The following is a 15,547-nucleotide window of genomic DNA, read 5'->3' as shown; positions in this document are numbered from 1 at the left end:
CATGGCCGTGCAAGCTCTCGACACCGCAAGGCTTCCAGTCGACTGGGCGAAACTCGTTCAGAAGCTGGCATTGCCGACCGCCCTGTTCGTCGTCGCCTACGGCGTGGTCCCTGCCTATGCTTCGGGCTATCTGGTCGAGGCGATCCTGCTGCCATTCCTGGCGCTCAGCCTGGCGGCGGTCGGCCTCAATTTGCTGACCGGCTATTGCGGCCAGCTCTCGCTTGGCTCTTCCGCCTTCATGGCGGTGGGCGCGTTCGGCGCCTACAATTTCAGCCTTAGGGTCGAAGGCCTGCCGCTGGCGGTGACCATGATCCTGGCCGGAATTTCCGCCGCCGGCTTCGGCGTCGTGTTCGGCCTGCCCAGTCTCAGGCTGCGCGGCTTCTACCTCGCCGTCTCGACGCTCGCCGCCCAGTTCTTCGTGCAATGGGCGCTAACCAAGTTCGGCTGGTTCTCCAACGACAACCCGTCCGGGGTGGTCTCGGCGCCGCACCTGGCCGTCGCCGGTCTTTCGCTCGACAGCGCGACCGGCCGCTATTTGCTTTCGGTGACGACGGTGATCCTGATCACAGTGCTCGTGTCGAGGCTGGTCAACAGCGCCACCGGCCGCAACTTCATCGCCGTGCGCGACAACGAGACCGCGGCACGGGTCATCGGCGTTCCGGTGCTCAAGACCAAGCTGCTCGCCTTCGCGCTGTCGTCCTTCATCATCGGCGTTGCCGGCGTGCTGTGGGCCTTCACCTATCTGCGCACCGTCGAGCCGGCCGGGTTCAACCTCGACCGCTCGTTCCAGATCCTGTTCATCATCATCATCGGCGGGCTGGCTTCGATACGCGGCGCCTTTCTGGGCGCGGCGTTCATCGTCGTCTTCCCGCTCTTTCTGTCCCGGCTCGGCGCCTTCGTGTTCGGCGGCCTGTTCGATTCAGGTGTGCTCGACATGAGCCAGCGCATCGTGCTTGGCGCGCTCATCATCATCTTCCTCATCGCGGAACCGAACGGGCTGTCGGCCCTCTTCGACCGCCTGAAACGACGGATCGGCTCGAGGTCCAGCTGAGCGCCGCTCGACATCCTCTCACGGACCACAACCTCAGGAGATGCAACCCATGACCTTCTTCAGTCACCTACGAAAGGCGGCGATCGCCACGGCCTTCGTCTTCGGCGCGACGGCGGTTCACGCCGACGAACAGTATTTTCCTCTGCAGAGCTACCGCGTCGGCCCCTATGCCGCCGGCGGCACGGGCTTCTTCGGCGGCTTCATCGACTATCTCAACCTGATCAACATCCGAGACGGAGGCGTCAACGGCGTCAAGCTGACCTGGAGCGAAGGCGAGACGCAGTATGAGGTCGAGAAGGGCGTCGAGGTCTACGAACGATTGAAGAGCAATCCCGGCATCGCCGCCTGGAACCCGCTTTCCGTAGGCATCGCATACGCCATGATCGACCGCATCACCGATGACAAGGTTCCACTGATAACCATCAACCACGGCCGCACCGACACGACAGATGGGCGCGTGTTCCCTTACGTCTTCCCGCTGCTGCTCAATCCCTACAGCGAGACCTCCGGCATCGTGAACTACATCGCCTCCAAGGAAGGCGGCCTCGACAAGCTCAAAGGCAAGAAGATCGTGGTGCTCTATCACGGCTCGCCCTACGGCAAGGAGACGATCCCGATCTATGAATTGCTTTCGCAGAAATACGGCTTCGAGCTGTCGCACATCGAGGTGCCGCATCCCGGCAACGAGCAGCAGGCGCAATGGCTGACGATCCGGCGCGAGCATCCGGATTACGTGGTGCTGCGCGGCTGGGGGGTGATGAACCCCGTTGCCCTGAAAACCGCCCAGAAGACCGGCTTCCCGGCCGACCATATCGTCGGAAACGTCTGGTCCAACTCCGAGGAAGACGTCATCCCCGCCGGCGATGCCGCTAAGGGCTACACCGCCATCACCACCCAGGCCTCGGGCGAGCAGTATCCGGTGGTCCAGGAGATCGTCAAAACCGTCTACGGCGCCGGCAAGGGCAATCTCGAGGACAAGAGCCGCATCGGCTCGGTCTACCATAATCTCGGCATCGTCAATGGCATCCTTAATGTCGAGGCGGTCCGCATCGCACAGGCGAAGTTCGGCAACCGCACGCTGACCGGCGACGAAGTGCGTTGGGGCTTCGAGCATCTCAAGCTCGATCCGGCGCGCGTCGAGGCACTCGGCGCCAAGGACCTGTTCCACTCGATCAACGTCTCCTGGGACAATCACGAGGGTGACGGCTACGTGACCTTCCAGCAATGGGACGGCAAGAAGTGGAATGTCGTCTCCGACTGGATCGCTCCCGACTGGAAGCTGCTGCGTCCGATCATCGAGAAGTCGTCCGAGGCCTATGCCAAGGAAAAGGGCATCAAGATCCGCACAGCCGAGGACGCCGACGCGGTGGTCAGCAACTGAATTTGGTATGGCGCGGCCGACAAATCTGGCCGGCCGCGCCATCCACCTTCCCGAGCGGAGTCATCGATGTCCATCCCGGAATACCCGATACTGTCAGTTAGCAGCGTGGAAGCTGTCTACAACGGCGCCATCGCCGCCCTACACGGCGTCGACTTGTTGGTTGGCAGGGGCGAGATCGTCGCGCTGCTCGGCTCCAACGGTGCCGGCAAGACGACACTGCTGCGCGCCGTATCCAATCTCCTTCAGACTGAGCGCGGCGCCATTACCGCCGGTCGGATCACCTTCGGTGGCGAGGATGTTTCAAGGGCAAGCCCCTCGCACCTAGTCCGCAGCGGCCTTGTCCAAGTCCTCGAGGGCCGGCATTGCTTCCGCTCGCTGACGGTCGAAGAGAACCTCTTCACCGGCGCGCTCGGACGCTCGTCCTCTCGCACTGGCGTCAAGGCCGACCTCGATCGTGTCTATTCACTTTTCCCAAGGCTCGCCGAGAAGCGGCGAACCCGGTCCGGCCTCACTTCCGGGGGCGAGCAGCAGATGACGGCTATCGGCCGGGGTCTGATGTCGCGGCCGAAACTCTTTGTTCTGGACGAGCCGTCGATGGGGCTGGCACCGCTGATCGTCGACGAGATCTTCAGCGCCCTGAAATGGCTCAACCGCGACGAAGGCCTTTCGATCCTCGTTGCCGAACAGAATTCGGCGGTCGCGCTGAAATACGCCGACCGCGCCACCGTGCTCGAGAACGGCGTCAGCGTGCTGGAAGGATCGGCTGCCGACTTGCGCCAGCGCACCGATATCAAAACCTACTACCTCGGCGGCGCGCCGCTTCCACCGCAACATTTTCCCAAGGAGACAGCAGCATGACCATCCAATCCAGGCAGGCGTCGGATAGCCGCAGTGCCGTCCCGCCGGTCGAACGACCCTCTGCCAAGGCGCATGTGATCAAGGCCGATGCCGAGGCAATCGCTGTCGCCGAAAAACTCGCCGCCGAATTCGCCAGGGATGCCTCCAAGCGGGATCGTGAACGCATCTGGCCGAAGGAAGAGCTCGATGCGTTTTCGCAGAGCGGCCTGTGGTCGATCAACGTGCCGAAAGCCTATGGCGGGCCGGAGCTCTCCTATGTGACCCTGTCGAAGGTGATCACCATCATCTCGGCGGCCGATCCGTCGCTCGGCCAGATTCCGCAGAACCATCTTGGCGTCGTCGCCGCTATCCGCACCGTCTCCGACGAGGCGCAGAAGAAGCTGCTTTTCGCTGAGGTGCTGTCCGGCACGCGCTTCGGCAACGCGTTCTCCGAGTTCGGCTCCAAGCGCGCGGCCGACTTCGAGACAAAGTTCGTCGACGCCGGCGACCATGTCGTGGTCAACGGCCAGAAATTCTATTCGAGCGGTGCTCTGCTTGCCCATCTGGTGCCGATCGTGGCCCTCGATGACGAGGGGCGTGCCTGGTATGCCATCGCCGATCGCGGCGCGCCCGGGCTGACGGTCATCGACGACTGGTCGAGCTTCGGACAGAAGACGACTTTGTCCGGCACGGTCCTGCTCGACAATGTCAAGGTGCCCAAAACGCATCTCGTCCCCGGCTATAAGGGCTACGACAGGCCGACGGCCGACGGCGCCATCTTCCAGATCATCCAGGCCGCGGTCGATCTCGGCATCGCCAAGGCGGCGATCGACGAGACTGTCGGCTTCGTGCGCACCAAGTCGCGCGCCTGGATCGACAGCGGCGTCGATCATGCCTGGCAGGATCCTTATACGATCCAGGCGATTGGCGACCTTCGCCTGCGGACCAACGCGGCAGAGGCGGTTCTGGAAAGGGCCGGGCTTGCGGTCGATCGCGCCGTGGCCGACCCGAACGAGAAGACCGTCGCGGAAGCGCAGATCGCGGTTGCCGAATCCAAGATTCTCACCACAGAGATCGCCATCATTGCCACGAACAAGCTGTTCGAGCTCGCCGGCACACGCTCGACGCTGGCCGAGCACAATCTCGACCGGCACTGGCGCAACGCCCGCACCCACACGCTGCACGATCCGGTGCGCTGGAAATACGCGATCCTCGGCAACTACTACCTCAACGACGTAAATCCGCCACTCCATGCCTGGAGCTAGTGAGCGCCTCCAAATCACAGAGGACCATTCATGAGCATTGCCACTCCCGACAGGATCAAGGTCCTGTGGTTTCTGCCGACTCATGGCGACAGCCGCTATCTCGGCACCTCAGAGGGGGGAAGGGCGGTCGACTTGCCCTATCTCACCCAAGTCGCGAAAGCCGCCGATGCCATCGGCTACTATGGCGCGCTGCTGCCGACAGGACGCAGTTGCGAAGATAGCTGGGTCGTGGCGTCGGCGCTGGCACCGCTGACGCAGCGGCTTCGCTTCCTTGTCGCCGTCCGGCCGGGCCTGCAATCGCCGACGCTAGCCGCGCGCATGACCTCGACGCTCGACCGCATTTCCGGCGGACGCCTGCTCATCAACGTCGTCACCGGCGGGGATCCGGTCGAGAACAAGGGCGACGGCATCTTCCTCAGCCATGACGAGCGCTATGAGGTGACGCGGGAATTCCTCGACATCTACAAGGCGGTGCTTCGCGGCGAGACCGTAGCGTTCGCAGGCAAGCACTTCCGTATCGAGGACGGTCGCCTACTGTTTCCGCCCGTGCAGACGCCACATCCGCCGCTCTATTTCGGCGGCTCGTCCGATGCCGGTAACGCGGTCGCCGCCGAACAGATCGACAAATATCTGACCTGGGGCGAACCGCCGGCGGACGTCGCGGCAAAGATTGCCCATGTGCGCGGTCTTGCCGAGAAAGCCGGGCGCCAGGTGACTTTCGGCATCAGGCTGCATGTCATCGTCCGCGAGACCAATGATGAGGCCTGGGCCGATGCCGACCGCCTGATCAGCCGCCTGGACGACAACACGATAACCGAGGCGCAGAAGGTTTTCGCGCGCATGGATTCCGTCGGCCAGTCGCACATGAGCCGGCTTCATGGCGGCCGCCGCGACAAGCTCGAAATCAGTCCGAACCTGTGGGCTGGCGTTGGCCTGGTGCGCGGCGGCGCCGGCACCGCCCTGGTCGGCGATGCGGCGACAGTTGCGGAACGGATCGACGAATACCGGCGCATTGGCATCGATAGCTTTATCCTGTCCGGCTATCCGCATCTGGAGGAGGCCTATCGGTTCGGCGAACTGGTGTTGCCGTTGTTGCCGCTCGATCATGAAATCTCGACCCGCCCGACGACCGTCAACATGGGACCGTTCGGCGAAACGGTGGCCGGCGACCATCGGCCTTCGGCACCGCGCGCGAGTCAGTCTTGAGCGCCAGAGACTTGGGCAGGGGACCGGTCGTAGCCATCATCGGTGGCGGCTTTTCCGGTGCGGCGACCGCGTTTCATCTTGCGCGGCTGCTGCCCGCCGGTGCTGCCGATATCGTGGTCGTCGAGCCCAGAGACGGGCTCGGCTATGGTCTGGCCTACTCGACGGCCGATCCTTCACACCGCATCAACGTGCCGGCGTCGAGAATGACGCTGATCTCCGGCCAGGACAGCCACTTTGCCGATTGGCTGGAGCAGACCGGCGCGATTCTCGACGATGCCGAGGCTATTGCCGCAAATGGAGCACTCTACCCACAGCGACGCGTTTTCGGGCGCTACGTGGAATCTTATCTCCAACCCTTTCTCTTCGGCAAAGTGATCCGTCATGTCAGGTCCGCCGTCGCGTCAGTCGAGCTCAGTGGCCAGGGCTACATCCTGATTCTCGCTGATGGAAGGACGCTCGCAGCCGACGCCCTAGTGATTGCGGCGACGCATCCGCCACCCGCCTTGCCATCGGCCCTGCGGTCCGTGGCTGCTGCAGCCCGGCTGTTGGCCAATCCCTATGATCTCGGAGGACTGCAAGCGATCGGCCGCGACGACCATGTGCTCGTAGTCGGCACTGGACTGACGTCGGCGGACATCATTGCCACGCTGGACCGCAATGGGCATCGTAGCCGCATCGTCGCGCTGTCACGTCATGGTTATCGTTCGCGCAGCCACGCGGTGCTCCCGGTCGACCCGATTGGTGATTTCATCAGTCTGCCTTCACGCAGCGCAACAGTGATGCTCAGACGCATCCGGGCCACGATCCTAGATGCCAAGCGTCGGGGCGAAGACTGGCACCCGGTGCTCGATGCCGTCCGACGTCAGGGACAAATCATCTGGCAGGCCCTGCCGCTCGACGAGCAACGCCGCCTCGTGCGCCATTTGCGCACGCTGTGGGATGTGCATCGCTTCCGCATCGCGCCACAGGTCGCGGACGTGCTCGATCGCCGCGTTGCCGAAGGCATGCTCGCCTATCGCGCCGCATCGATCGTCGGCGCCGAGCAGGTCGACGGGCGCATTCGCGTCGCGATGCGGCCAAGGCGCCAACCCACTCAGACAACCGAGACGTTCGACAGGGTGGTCGTCACGACCGGGCCGGCGCATGCCGAGATTTTCCGGACCAACACAGCAATTGCCGATCTCGGGCGAATGGGACTGGTCCGGCTAGACCCGATTGGCCTTGGCCTGGCGACCGACAGCCAAGGCCGTGCGCTCAGCACTTCCGGCCGACCGACCGACAGCATTTTCGTCAGCGGGCCGCTGGCGCGCGGCAGCGTTGGCGAATTGATGGGAATTCCCGAAGTCACCGCGCATGCCGAGCGTATAGCCGCTGAAATCCACCAATGGCTTGGATACCAAACGGCGTTGCGTCGTAAGGCGTCGTGAAGCTGCAAACACGATGAGGCTATCCAGATGACACTCACCGAGCGTATTGCGAAGGTGGAAGCCCATCGTGTCGTAAATAGGCCACTGGTCGCGTGCCGCTCCTGGCGCTTTTAGCAGATCCGCTCGACCTCGGAGGTGCCGATCTCCATGCCCAGACTTCGCACCGGCGTCCACCGCTTTGATGACGATCCGAGACGATCAGCCCACCGCGGCGGGTCGAGAAAGCACTGGGCGGGAAGACGCCTACAGCGAGGCTGCTCGCCTTGTGGCCGCAGAGAGGGAAAGAATCTGCCGCCGGACATCGACTTCAGTGGTTTAGAGAAGGCGGCTCGGCAGCGACCTCTGCGTGAACCCAGACGCCTTGAAAAGCCCGATGCGTCCGGATTTTTGGCGGTGATCTTCATCAAATGCGATGAGCTGCAATTTCTGGCGACGGCCACGCTAAGGGCGGGCCTCCAGCACCATGTTGAACGGTGTCTCCGCGGCGCGACGCAATCGCTTGAAGCCGCCGCCGGTCACCACCTTGCGCAGCCTCGCCTCACCGGCCTGGGCTCCAAGCGCGAGCCCGACTTCCTGCGACACGGACGCGGGCGTGCACACGAACGTGGAAGCGGCATAGTAAACGCGTCCGACGGGATTGAGGTTCGCCGCCAGATGATCATGCGCGAACGGCTCGACGATCATCCACGTGCCATCCGGCTTGAGCGATCCGTGGACATGGGTGGCGGCGCCCGTCGGGTCGCCCATGTCGTGAAGGCAATCGAAGAATGTGACGAGGTCGTAGGTTCCGGGATAGCTCTTGGCGGCCGCGACGTCGAACCGCGTGTTGACGCCGACGCCGGCTACCTCGGCCGCCTTGCGGGCGCGCTCAATCGAAGGGGCATGATAGTCGAAGCCGACGAAGCGCGAATTGGGGAAGGCCTGTGCCATGAGCACGGTCGAGGCACCATGACCGCATCCAACATCCGCGACGTCCACGCCGCGTTCGAGCTTCTCGACGACGCCCTCCAAGGCCGGCAGCCAGGAGTCGATCAGATTGGCATTGTAGCCTGGACGGAAGAACCGCTCCGTACCGCGAAACAGACACGCGCTATGATCGTGCCACCCGACGCCATTGCCGGACTGGAATGCCTGCCTCACCTTTTCTTCATCGAGCCACAGCGCGGACAGGAACTCGAATGCGCCTGCCATGAAGGCCGGGCTGTCTTCATCGGCGAACACCAGCTCTTGCTCGGCGTTGAGATAGAATTTGTCGCTCGCTTCGTCGTAGTCGACGTAGCCCGCCGCCGCCTGCCCGGAAAGCCATTCCCTTACGAGGCGTTCCTGGGTGCCGGTGCGTGTCGAAAGTTCGGCGGCCGTCATCTTGCCGCCTTCGCGCAATGCCTTGAACAGGCCGAGTCTGTCCCCCAGCAGGACTCCCGCGCCCGTTGCGATCGCACCGAGATCGCCGACCATTTTCCCCAAGAATGCGTCCAACTTTTCCTGATTCGCTTCAGACATCTGAATCTCCCTTTGGGTTCAATCTCTCCAGGCGACGGAGCCGTGCTCGTCATGAGGCGCCTTGAGCATCAGATGCTCGAAGACATGCAGATATCCCCGGCGGCTCATCCGCGCTGCCGATCCTGCACCAGACCATATGGGTGACGACCGGCGCGGTGGTCGGGAATGACAGCCACCTCCATGCCGTTGAAAAGCAGGAAATCCGTCACTTTGCCCTCGTCGGTAACCGGCGGAGCCGGAGTGGTCGTCACCAGGGCAAGCCCTGTTGCAGCAGGTATCCTTGGGCAGCCTGTCATAACATCGATGACTCCGGTTGTGGTGCCGGGGCGGGCGATCAGGGGCCAAGTGATTGTTCCGCGGCGGCTGTATGTTGTGGTAAGGTGATCATGCGAATTCTTGTTGGTCGGTCACGTGTTTTGCGGATGACCCGCATGTACTGTGCCAAATGAGAAAACCATTCAAACGCAATCCAGTAGATCTGACTGTATCCGACATTGTCGGAATTTGGACATCGCCGAACGCGAAGCGCTCGGGGCTTGTGACGATACTTGAGCGTGCTGCTTCGGAGGAGGGATGCGCCTCGAACCGGCCGCGAGGCCTTTTTCTGGCAACGGATATTCCGGCCGGGTTAGGCCGCGAGGAAAGCGACGGTGAATAAGAGGTAGAGGACCAACCGTTTTGAGCAGGTAGTTGCCGTGTTGCGCCCCCAGGCAAAGGCCAGCACCACGGAGCAGTATTTCTGGTGGCGATACTACAACGCCTTTAAGTGCCGGTTACCCGTTTTTACCCAGTTGGCCTGGTGCATTCAGAGCGAGGTCGTTGGAAACCGCTTATTGTGGCTATGGGCGAACTCGGGATGGAGGAGTGGGCGATTATATATTTGACAAACCCAACGGGATGAGCGATAACGATTCCAAGGAGTTAAAGCCATGTCCGTTTTGTCCCGCCCCTACTTCCACGACGAAGCCGCCGCATTCGAGCATGTAGAGGCGATGCTTTGGCCGCAGGGTCCGGTCTGCCATCACTGTGGATCAATGGATAAGCACTATAAGCTGGCTGGCGTTCGCTCCAAGCCTTCGAAGAAGAACCCGCACGGCGTCGAGCGCCATGGCCTCTACAAGTGCTCGGCCTGCCGTGCCCAGTTCACGGTTCGCATGGGCACGATCTTCGAGGAAAGCCATTTGCCCCTGCACAAGTGGTTGCAGGCCATCCACCTTATGTGCTCGTCAAAGAAGGGCATTTCCTCGCACCAGCTCCACCGCGTTCTGGAATGCACCTACAAGACGGCTTGGTTCCTGTCGCACCGCATTCGCGAGGCCATGCGCTCGGATGACTTCACGCCTATGGGCGGCAACGGCAAATTCGTTGAGGTTGACGAAACCTACATCGGCCGCCTTGCTGGCGTTCCGAAGCAGAGGACCGGCGCGGCTCACAAGAACACCGTGCTTACCCTTGTGGAGCGTGGCGGCATTGCCCGCTCATTCCATATCGACAGCGCTTCGGTTGCCCGCGTCCTGCCGATCGTCAACGCCAACATCCACAAGGAAAGCGTCTTCATGTCGGACGATGCGCGCGTGTACGACAACATTGGTCCCGAGTTCGCAGCCCATGGCAAAATCAATCATGGCCGCGAGGAATACGTTCGCGGCATCGTCCACACCAACACCGTGGAAGGCTATTATTCGATTTTCAAGCGCGGCATGAAGGGCGTTTACCAGCATTGCGCCGAACACCATCTGCACCGCTATTTGGCTGAGTTTGATTTCCGCTACTCGAACCGTTCGGCCATGGGCATCGAGGACAACGTTCGCTCGCTCATCGTCTTGAAGGGCACCAAGGGCAAGCGCCTGACTTATGGGGGGCCTCGTCAAAGCGAGGCATGAGCACTACCGCAAGCCGGTCCAGTTGAAGCTGCCGCTATGGAAGTACGAAAAGCGGAAACGGCGCTGCTAAAGGCTCATTTCGGAACCGGAATGAACAATCAAGTGACACCCGCTTGATTTGGTTGACGAACTAAATCATATTGCTAATGCGGTTGGCACCCAATGATAAGCGCCCCGGGGCGCTCCTCTAAAAAAGGTAGTTGGGAGTGCGGCCGCTTTTTTCTTGTCAGTAGTAGTGCTTGTCGCCGTGCTTCCACAGGTCGAATTCGTACGTGATTTTGTCACGGATGAGTTCATAGGAGCGGGTATCCTTGCCGCCCGATTCCCATTTTCGTTGGATGGCCCAAGTGCAATAGTCGGCTATCTGCAAACATGGATCTGTGTTGGCAGGCCAGAACGCAACCCGCCAGCTATCACTGCGAATCTTCTGCTTCACTACGTCCCTTACAGAGTCCTCGAATGCGATCCGCTTTTTCTTGGTTCCGATAGACGCGACGGTGATCATGATTTCGTTGGCCGCCTTAAGATAAGCATCGGACGAATTCTGAAAATGGAAATGCCAACCGATCTTGTAAAATCGATCCTCTGTGACTCGCACCTTTGGAATGGCTTTGGACTTTTCCATCATGGTCGCTTGGATGGTGAACTTCTCATTCGCCAGGACATCGAAGACAGCGTTGCGCACCTCTTGCCGATCGGTCGTGGCGTGGAAGTAGTCGCCTAGCGGCGCACCTTGCCAAGCTAGGTCACGTCTCAACTCCTGAAGTTTGATGCCTATGCTGCAATCGGGTAGAATGGCCGTGCAGACGATGTAATAGCGGCTGACATTTTGCGCCTTGGAGAAATTGAAACAGCCAGCTTCATCGGCGAACAGAAAGATTCGACTCATGCCAGACAAAGAAGCAGCACAGATCGAAAAGTTCAAGCAAGCAGCGCGTGAACTGGAAACCGACCAGTCAGAGGAAGCCTTTGACCGCGTGTTGAAGAAGGTGGTGAAGGCCGCGCACCCTAAGGACGACAAGGCACCGCCGCAGCCTAAGAAGGCCTAGTCATACGGGCTGGGTGTTGACCGGTTAGCTTAGCCTTTTTTCGCGTCCGCCTTTTGGCCAGCAAACCGTCCTTCATATCCCTTTGTGGGAGTGCCAAGCGTCTGCTCAAAAATCAATTGGCAGATCTTCATCCCTATCCGTAACCGCACCGGCAGCTTGTTGTGGTTTACCATCTCAAGTCTGATCTGACCGGTAAAACCAGCATGAATGGTAGGGGCCGTCAGGTGGATGCCAATGCCCAATCTGGCCAGCGAACTCTTTCCTTCCACTCTCGCGGCAATCCGAGAATGAATTTTCAGCTCAACCACTTCACGAGTCCAAGCTAGGACCATCTGGCCGGGCTTAAATTCGTAACCGGCATCGGGATCAATCTTGATGGGACTGGTTGTCTCAACCATCACCTCTTCGTGATTGTATCCCTTCTCCGAAGGATCGATGCAAATACCCAAGCCAATCTTTGGGTCTTTAAAAACGGTGAGCAAATCACCGAGAGTTAGATCGAGGCTGGTGGAACTGTAATATGATAGGTCAGGGACGGGCTCTATTCTTATCGCTTCTGTACTGATTGCGATTTGGATTTCTCTGTCGGTAAGTATCATAGCCCGTCCCCCCGTTTAGTTTTTTAGTCTACGACTAACCCTTGCGGAACCCACACCCGCCATGAACCATTGATTGTCTCGCGGGGCAACTCAACTAAGAGATTTGAGTCCTCACGATCAACTGGCCAACCAATATCCAAACTATCGCCACTCAGCGAGCGATGGTGAACCACCAGACGTTCTGTTCCCGCTACTGTGTCAAGCGATACAACCACCTCGCCAGGATGGTTTCCTTCGCCGATCTGTTTGACCTTTAGTTTCATCAATAACCCTCCATGCTGCTCTTTTAGTTCTTTTTTTCACAAGATCGAATCGACGTTGATTCGCATATGGTCTCGACACGGTTTCGTCACATTCTCCGTGGGAGTGCTTTCTGAGTCACAGGGAACATAACATGAACAGTGTGGCCCAGATTTGACAACTAAGCGAATCACAACGTGTTTCAAGTGTCGCCGGCGCTGGGTTAATGAACCGTTCGCCGGGTTTGTCAAATATATAATCGCCGAGGAGTGGACCCAAAAATTGGCAAAATGCCCCAGGGAGGATTACATGGGTCGCTCATTCCCCGTACTCGTTACAGGTGCGCGTCGCTACGCAAACAGCTTGCTTTTGACTTGGCGTTTTTTGCCGTCTCGGCATCGCTCACTAATTCGGCCGCTGCCGACACCGTGAACTGGCGTCAATTCGAAGGGACCAGCATAACTTGGGCCTACGACATCCACCCCTATGCGGATGCTCTCGCTGCGCAACTTCCGGAGTTCGAGAAGCTGACCCGGCATCAAGGTCACGCCGGAACTCTACCCAGACGATTCTTACTGGAACAAGATGACGATCCAACTGACGACGAAGTCGCCAGCATGGGATGTGTTCGGCACTGGCATTCAGCCCGCGTAGGACCTCGCTCCGAGTGGCGCCCTGGAGCCGCTGGACAAATACCTGAGCGATCCGAAGCTTACCGATGCTGGATACGACTACATTACGTGGACATGATCAAGAAGTGCGCGGCTCCTTCCTTCGCCAATGATAACTGGTACCAGGTCGTGGACGGCATCTCGTCCGGCCGCACCGCGATGACGATCGACTCAAATATGTTCGGCTTCTGGAACGATGTTGCGGGGAAGCCGGCATCCGGCAAGATCGCCTTCGCTCCGCCGCTGCACGCACCGAGCGCCACGAGCTTGGATTCTGACATCTGGATCTGGGCTCTCGCCATGAACGCGGCTTCCGAAAAGAAGGGCACGGCCTGGCTGTTCATCCCGTGGGCCACCTCCAAGCAGGTGGCGCTCAAGGGTGCCCTTGCCGGCCAGCTCGTCAATCCGCCGCGCACGTCGACCTGGCAGGACGACACCTGGACTAAGTACGCTTCGCAGCCCGAGTTCAACAACTTCGTTGACAGCTTCAAAAAGATACAGGACCACGCCGCGCTGGCTTTCACACCGCGTGTCGGCTTCGGCGACGCCATGAACGCATGGGCCGTGGCGATGCAGAAGATGGTAAACGGCGATGACGTCGAGACGACGTTGAGGGCGCTTGCCGAAGAAATCCGCACTGGCCTCTGATCAAAAGGAACAGGGCAGTACTATTGCACTGCCCTGTTCCCGCCAACGGCGGAGATCACGCCGTGTCACCCCAAGCACTTAAACCCAGCGTGCCGATGGCAGCCGAAGGACCTGGCGCGCGCGCCTCGTCCGGTTCGGCTTCGCTGGAGGGGCGTTCCATCGACTGTTTCAGCCTTGCAATCATCCAGGCGCTGGCCAAAAGCCAGATGGAGCGCCGGCTCAGGAACCGGCGCAAAAACTCGAGCCTGCCGGCGCTGATCGAGCTGGTGCTGGCGCGGCCGCTGGTGTCGGCAGGTCTGGTCGCGGCCGAGCTGAAAATTAGCCAGCGCGCTGCGCTCGGGCTGGTGCCGAACTCGGCATCCGTGAGGTGACCGGCAGGGGGCGCTACCGGGCGTGGGGCCCCGTTTAGCTGCGGCGGGCTTTGGCGAAAGCGACAGCACTGATGATTTTTGCTGTACGCTCATTCTCCCTCATCTGCGCGTTGACAGAAAACCAGCAGCCGAGGGTCACAGCACGCTGTGCTCCCCGCGATTTCCGGAAAACCAATGAAAAACGACTTTGATCGATCGCGCGGAACGTATCATTCAACCATGTCGAGAACGGGCGTGACGGCACGTACACTATGGACCGAGAGAACTTTGTCTGGCGACTTTGCGCACGCCTGCAGAACTCTTCGGAAAACTTCCTTCTGTTGATCCAATGATCGTAATGAGCTGGAGTGGCATCGCCGCTCTCCTCGGTTCTTGCTCTCTCAGTTGAACTTGATGCTAGCCTGCACGAACACGCCGTAGCGCTTTGCCTTCCAATCGTCGGCCTGCGGGGAACCACGACCGCCCATTGCCTCTTCGAAATGAGCGGTGCCGTTATTCGCCACGGCCCAACACCGCCTCGAGCTGGACGCCATGCCCATCGCCGTCTTCGGGAATTAGCTTGATCTTGGGGCGCATGTGGTGCTGATCTTTGCCGTCGAGCCGCGTGAAGAGGAACGCCACGTCACCAGAAAGGCTGAGTCGCTCGGTGAGTTGCGTCTGCCCGGCCAAGCCGAGTCGCAGCGAATGCCAATCGTTGTCCTGGCTGATGAGGTTGACGTAGGTGGGACGGTTGGCACACAGGTTCCCCAGTTGGTCGCCTGCTGCGTGCAACCGAAAGCGTCGTAGCTCTCGTGCCAGAAATTGTTGCCAACAAAAGCACCGATGCGGTAGCGCGGCGAGTTCAAGAAATTATATCCAAGATCGGCGGTGAAATAGCTGACGCCGCCCCCGCGCTGATCACTGAATGTGTTTGAGTAGCCCCCCATTTCCGTAAGAAGTCCTCGTCATGAGAAAACCCTCCCTGATGCCGCCCGCACCGAGGAGGCCTTTACGAAAATGCCAGTCGGATTGTGGATCGCGTTGAAGAAGACTTCACTCGAACTCGCGTCTAGATCGTCATAGGTGAGCCGCGAGACCAGTGACGTACCTTTATGATTGTAAAGTTCCTTCGATGCTTTGCCGGTACTGGGCCAGTAGCGTAGTCCACCCTCGAACGAAAAGACTGAGGCCGCCGACCCGGCTACCGACGCCGACTCGCAATCACCGGCACTCGACGGCGGTTCGGAACTTCTCGGTGCCGCAGCGCCGGCCAAGCCGGACGGGCCCGGTGAAAAATTCGTCGTCGAGGGCAAGGCGCCCGCTGCTTCGCCCGGCCGCGCCGACGATTTTTCTTGGCCGCCAAGGCGGCAGCCTGCGGCCGGGGCCACAACCGAAACGACCACGGCGATCAGTCCGTAAGCTGCCCGGGGCAGCGGAAGG

Annotated in this window: 15 protein-coding genes and 3 pseudogenes; 11 read left to right on the top strand and 7 right to left on the bottom strand. The window is 60.3% G+C overall.

The window, feature by feature from the left end; genetic code table 11:
* The first annotated feature begins 1 nt into the window (after position 1).
* The 6 genes from EOB36_RS07385 (at position 2) to EOB36_RS07360 (ending at position 7,167) form a co-directional block, all read left to right on the top strand.
* Positions 2-1,051, top strand: coding sequence for a branched-chain amino acid ABC transporter permease (locus tag EOB36_RS07385; protein ID WP_128284581.1), 1,050 nt, complete (start codon positions 2-4; stop codon positions 1,049-1,051).
* Positions 1,052-1,100: 49 nt separating this feature from the next.
* Positions 1,101-2,432, top strand: coding sequence for an ABC transporter substrate-binding protein (locus EOB36_RS07380; protein ID WP_095487015.1), 1,332 nt, complete (start codon positions 1,101-1,103; stop codon positions 2,430-2,432).
* 66 nt (positions 2,433-2,498) lie between these two features.
* Positions 2,499-3,290 carry an ABC transporter ATP-binding protein gene (locus EOB36_RS07375; protein WP_095487017.1) on the top strand — a complete coding sequence of 264 codons (792 nt, stop codon included), beginning with the start codon at positions 2,499-2,501 and terminating at the stop codon, positions 3,288-3,290.
* Complete coding sequence (locus EOB36_RS07370; RefSeq protein WP_095487019.1) at positions 3,287-4,534, top strand: SfnB family sulfur acquisition oxidoreductase; 1,248 nt, start codon at positions 3,287-3,289, stop codon at positions 4,532-4,534. The genes EOB36_RS07375 and EOB36_RS07370 overlap by 4 nt, the downstream gene beginning before the upstream one ends.
* Before the next feature lie 30 nt (positions 4,535-4,564).
* Positions 4,565-5,740: an FMNH2-dependent alkanesulfonate monooxygenase gene (gene ssuD / locus EOB36_RS07365; protein WP_095487021.1), complete on the top strand. Its 1,176-nt coding sequence runs from the start codon at positions 4,565-4,567 to the stop codon at positions 5,738-5,740.
* Positions 5,737-7,167, top strand: coding sequence for an FAD/NAD(P)-binding protein (locus EOB36_RS07360; RefSeq protein WP_095487023.1), 1,431 nt, complete (start codon positions 5,737-5,739; stop codon positions 7,165-7,167). Before ssuD ends, EOB36_RS07360 begins: the two co-directional genes overlap by 4 nt.
* Before the next feature lie 441 nt (positions 7,168-7,608).
* Here the strand turns inward: EOB36_RS07360 and EOB36_RS07355 are convergent, their stop codons facing one another.
* Together EOB36_RS07355 and EOB36_RS07350 are read right to left on the bottom strand one after the other, a co-directional pair.
* Complete coding sequence (locus EOB36_RS07355) at positions 7,609-8,667, bottom strand: class I SAM-dependent methyltransferase (RefSeq protein ID WP_095487025.1); 1,059 nt, start codon at positions 8,665-8,667, stop codon at positions 7,609-7,611.
* Between the two features lie 57 nt (positions 8,668-8,724).
* Positions 8,725-8,963, bottom strand: a pseudogene (locus tag EOB36_RS07350) (insulinase family protein); the annotation flags it as partial.
* Between the two features lie 633 nt (positions 8,964-9,596).
* Here EOB36_RS07350 and EOB36_RS07345 point away from each other — a divergent pair.
* A complete protein-coding gene (locus tag EOB36_RS07345; protein ID WP_127294307.1) occupies positions 9,597-10,550 on the top strand; it encodes an IS1595 family transposase in 954 nt (317 codons plus the stop codon).
* Between the two features lie 226 nt (positions 10,551-10,776).
* Here EOB36_RS07345 and EOB36_RS07340 read toward each other — a convergent pair whose 3' ends face one another.
* The gene (locus tag EOB36_RS07340) at positions 10,777-11,439 is read right to left on the bottom strand and encodes a DUF3800 domain-containing protein (protein ID WP_095488096.1); all 663 of its coding nucleotides are present in this window, start codon (positions 11,437-11,439) and stop codon (positions 10,777-10,779) included.
* Between EOB36_RS07340 and EOB36_RS34305 the strand changes: the two genes are divergently transcribed.
* Complete coding sequence (locus tag EOB36_RS34305) at positions 11,438-11,599, top strand: hypothetical protein (RefSeq protein ID WP_164897471.1); 162 nt, start codon at positions 11,438-11,440, stop codon at positions 11,597-11,599. The genes EOB36_RS07340 and EOB36_RS34305 overlap by 2 nt on opposite strands.
* Before the next feature lie 29 nt (positions 11,600-11,628).
* Here the strand turns inward: EOB36_RS34305 and dcd are convergent, their stop codons facing one another.
* A complete protein-coding gene (dcd, locus tag EOB36_RS07335) occupies positions 11,629-12,198 on the bottom strand; it encodes a dCTP deaminase (RefSeq protein WP_095488098.1) in 570 nt (189 codons plus the stop codon).
* Positions 12,199-12,221: 23 nt separating this feature from the next.
* Positions 12,222-12,461, bottom strand: coding sequence for a hypothetical protein (locus EOB36_RS07330; protein ID WP_127294309.1), 240 nt, complete (start codon positions 12,459-12,461; stop codon positions 12,222-12,224).
* A 351-nt stretch (positions 12,462-12,812) separates the two neighbouring features.
* Between EOB36_RS07330 and EOB36_RS07325 the strand changes: the two genes are divergently transcribed.
* Both EOB36_RS07325 and EOB36_RS07320 read left to right on the top strand, forming a co-directional pair.
* Entirely contained in the window at positions 12,813-13,757 is a 945-nt protein-coding gene (locus EOB36_RS07325; protein ID WP_245329996.1) for an extracellular solute-binding protein, read from the top strand.
* Between the two features lie 188 nt (positions 13,758-13,945).
* A pseudogene (locus EOB36_RS07320) lies at positions 13,946-14,166 on the top strand (helix-turn-helix domain-containing protein); the annotation flags it as partial.
* Between the two features lie 342 nt (positions 14,167-14,508).
* Here the strand turns inward: EOB36_RS07320 and EOB36_RS35705 are convergent.
* Positions 14,509-14,631, bottom strand: a complete 123-nt coding sequence (locus tag EOB36_RS35705; protein WP_280953386.1) for a hypothetical protein — start codon at positions 14,629-14,631, stop codon at positions 14,509-14,511.
* Positions 14,621-14,899, bottom strand: a complete 279-nt coding sequence (locus tag EOB36_RS07315) for a hypothetical protein (protein ID WP_095488100.1) — start codon at positions 14,897-14,899, stop codon at positions 14,621-14,623. The genes EOB36_RS35705 and EOB36_RS07315 overlap by 11 nt, the downstream gene beginning before the upstream one ends.
* Before the next feature lie 432 nt (positions 14,900-15,331).
* Here EOB36_RS07315 and EOB36_RS34920 point away from each other — a divergent pair.
* A pseudogene (locus EOB36_RS34920) lies at positions 15,332-15,526 on the top strand (DUF459 domain-containing protein); the annotation flags it as partial.
* Between the last annotated feature and the right edge of the window lie 21 nt (positions 15,527-15,547).

The organism is Mesorhizobium sp. M6A.T.Cr.TU.017.01.1.1 (assembly GCF_004023115.1).
In the GTDB taxonomy this organism is placed as follows: Bacteria; Pseudomonadota; Alphaproteobacteria; order Rhizobiales; family Rhizobiaceae; genus Mesorhizobium; species Mesorhizobium mediterraneum.
The sequence above is the reverse complement of the archived record's forward strand: the minus strand, read 5'-3'. Positions and strand labels throughout refer to the sequence as shown.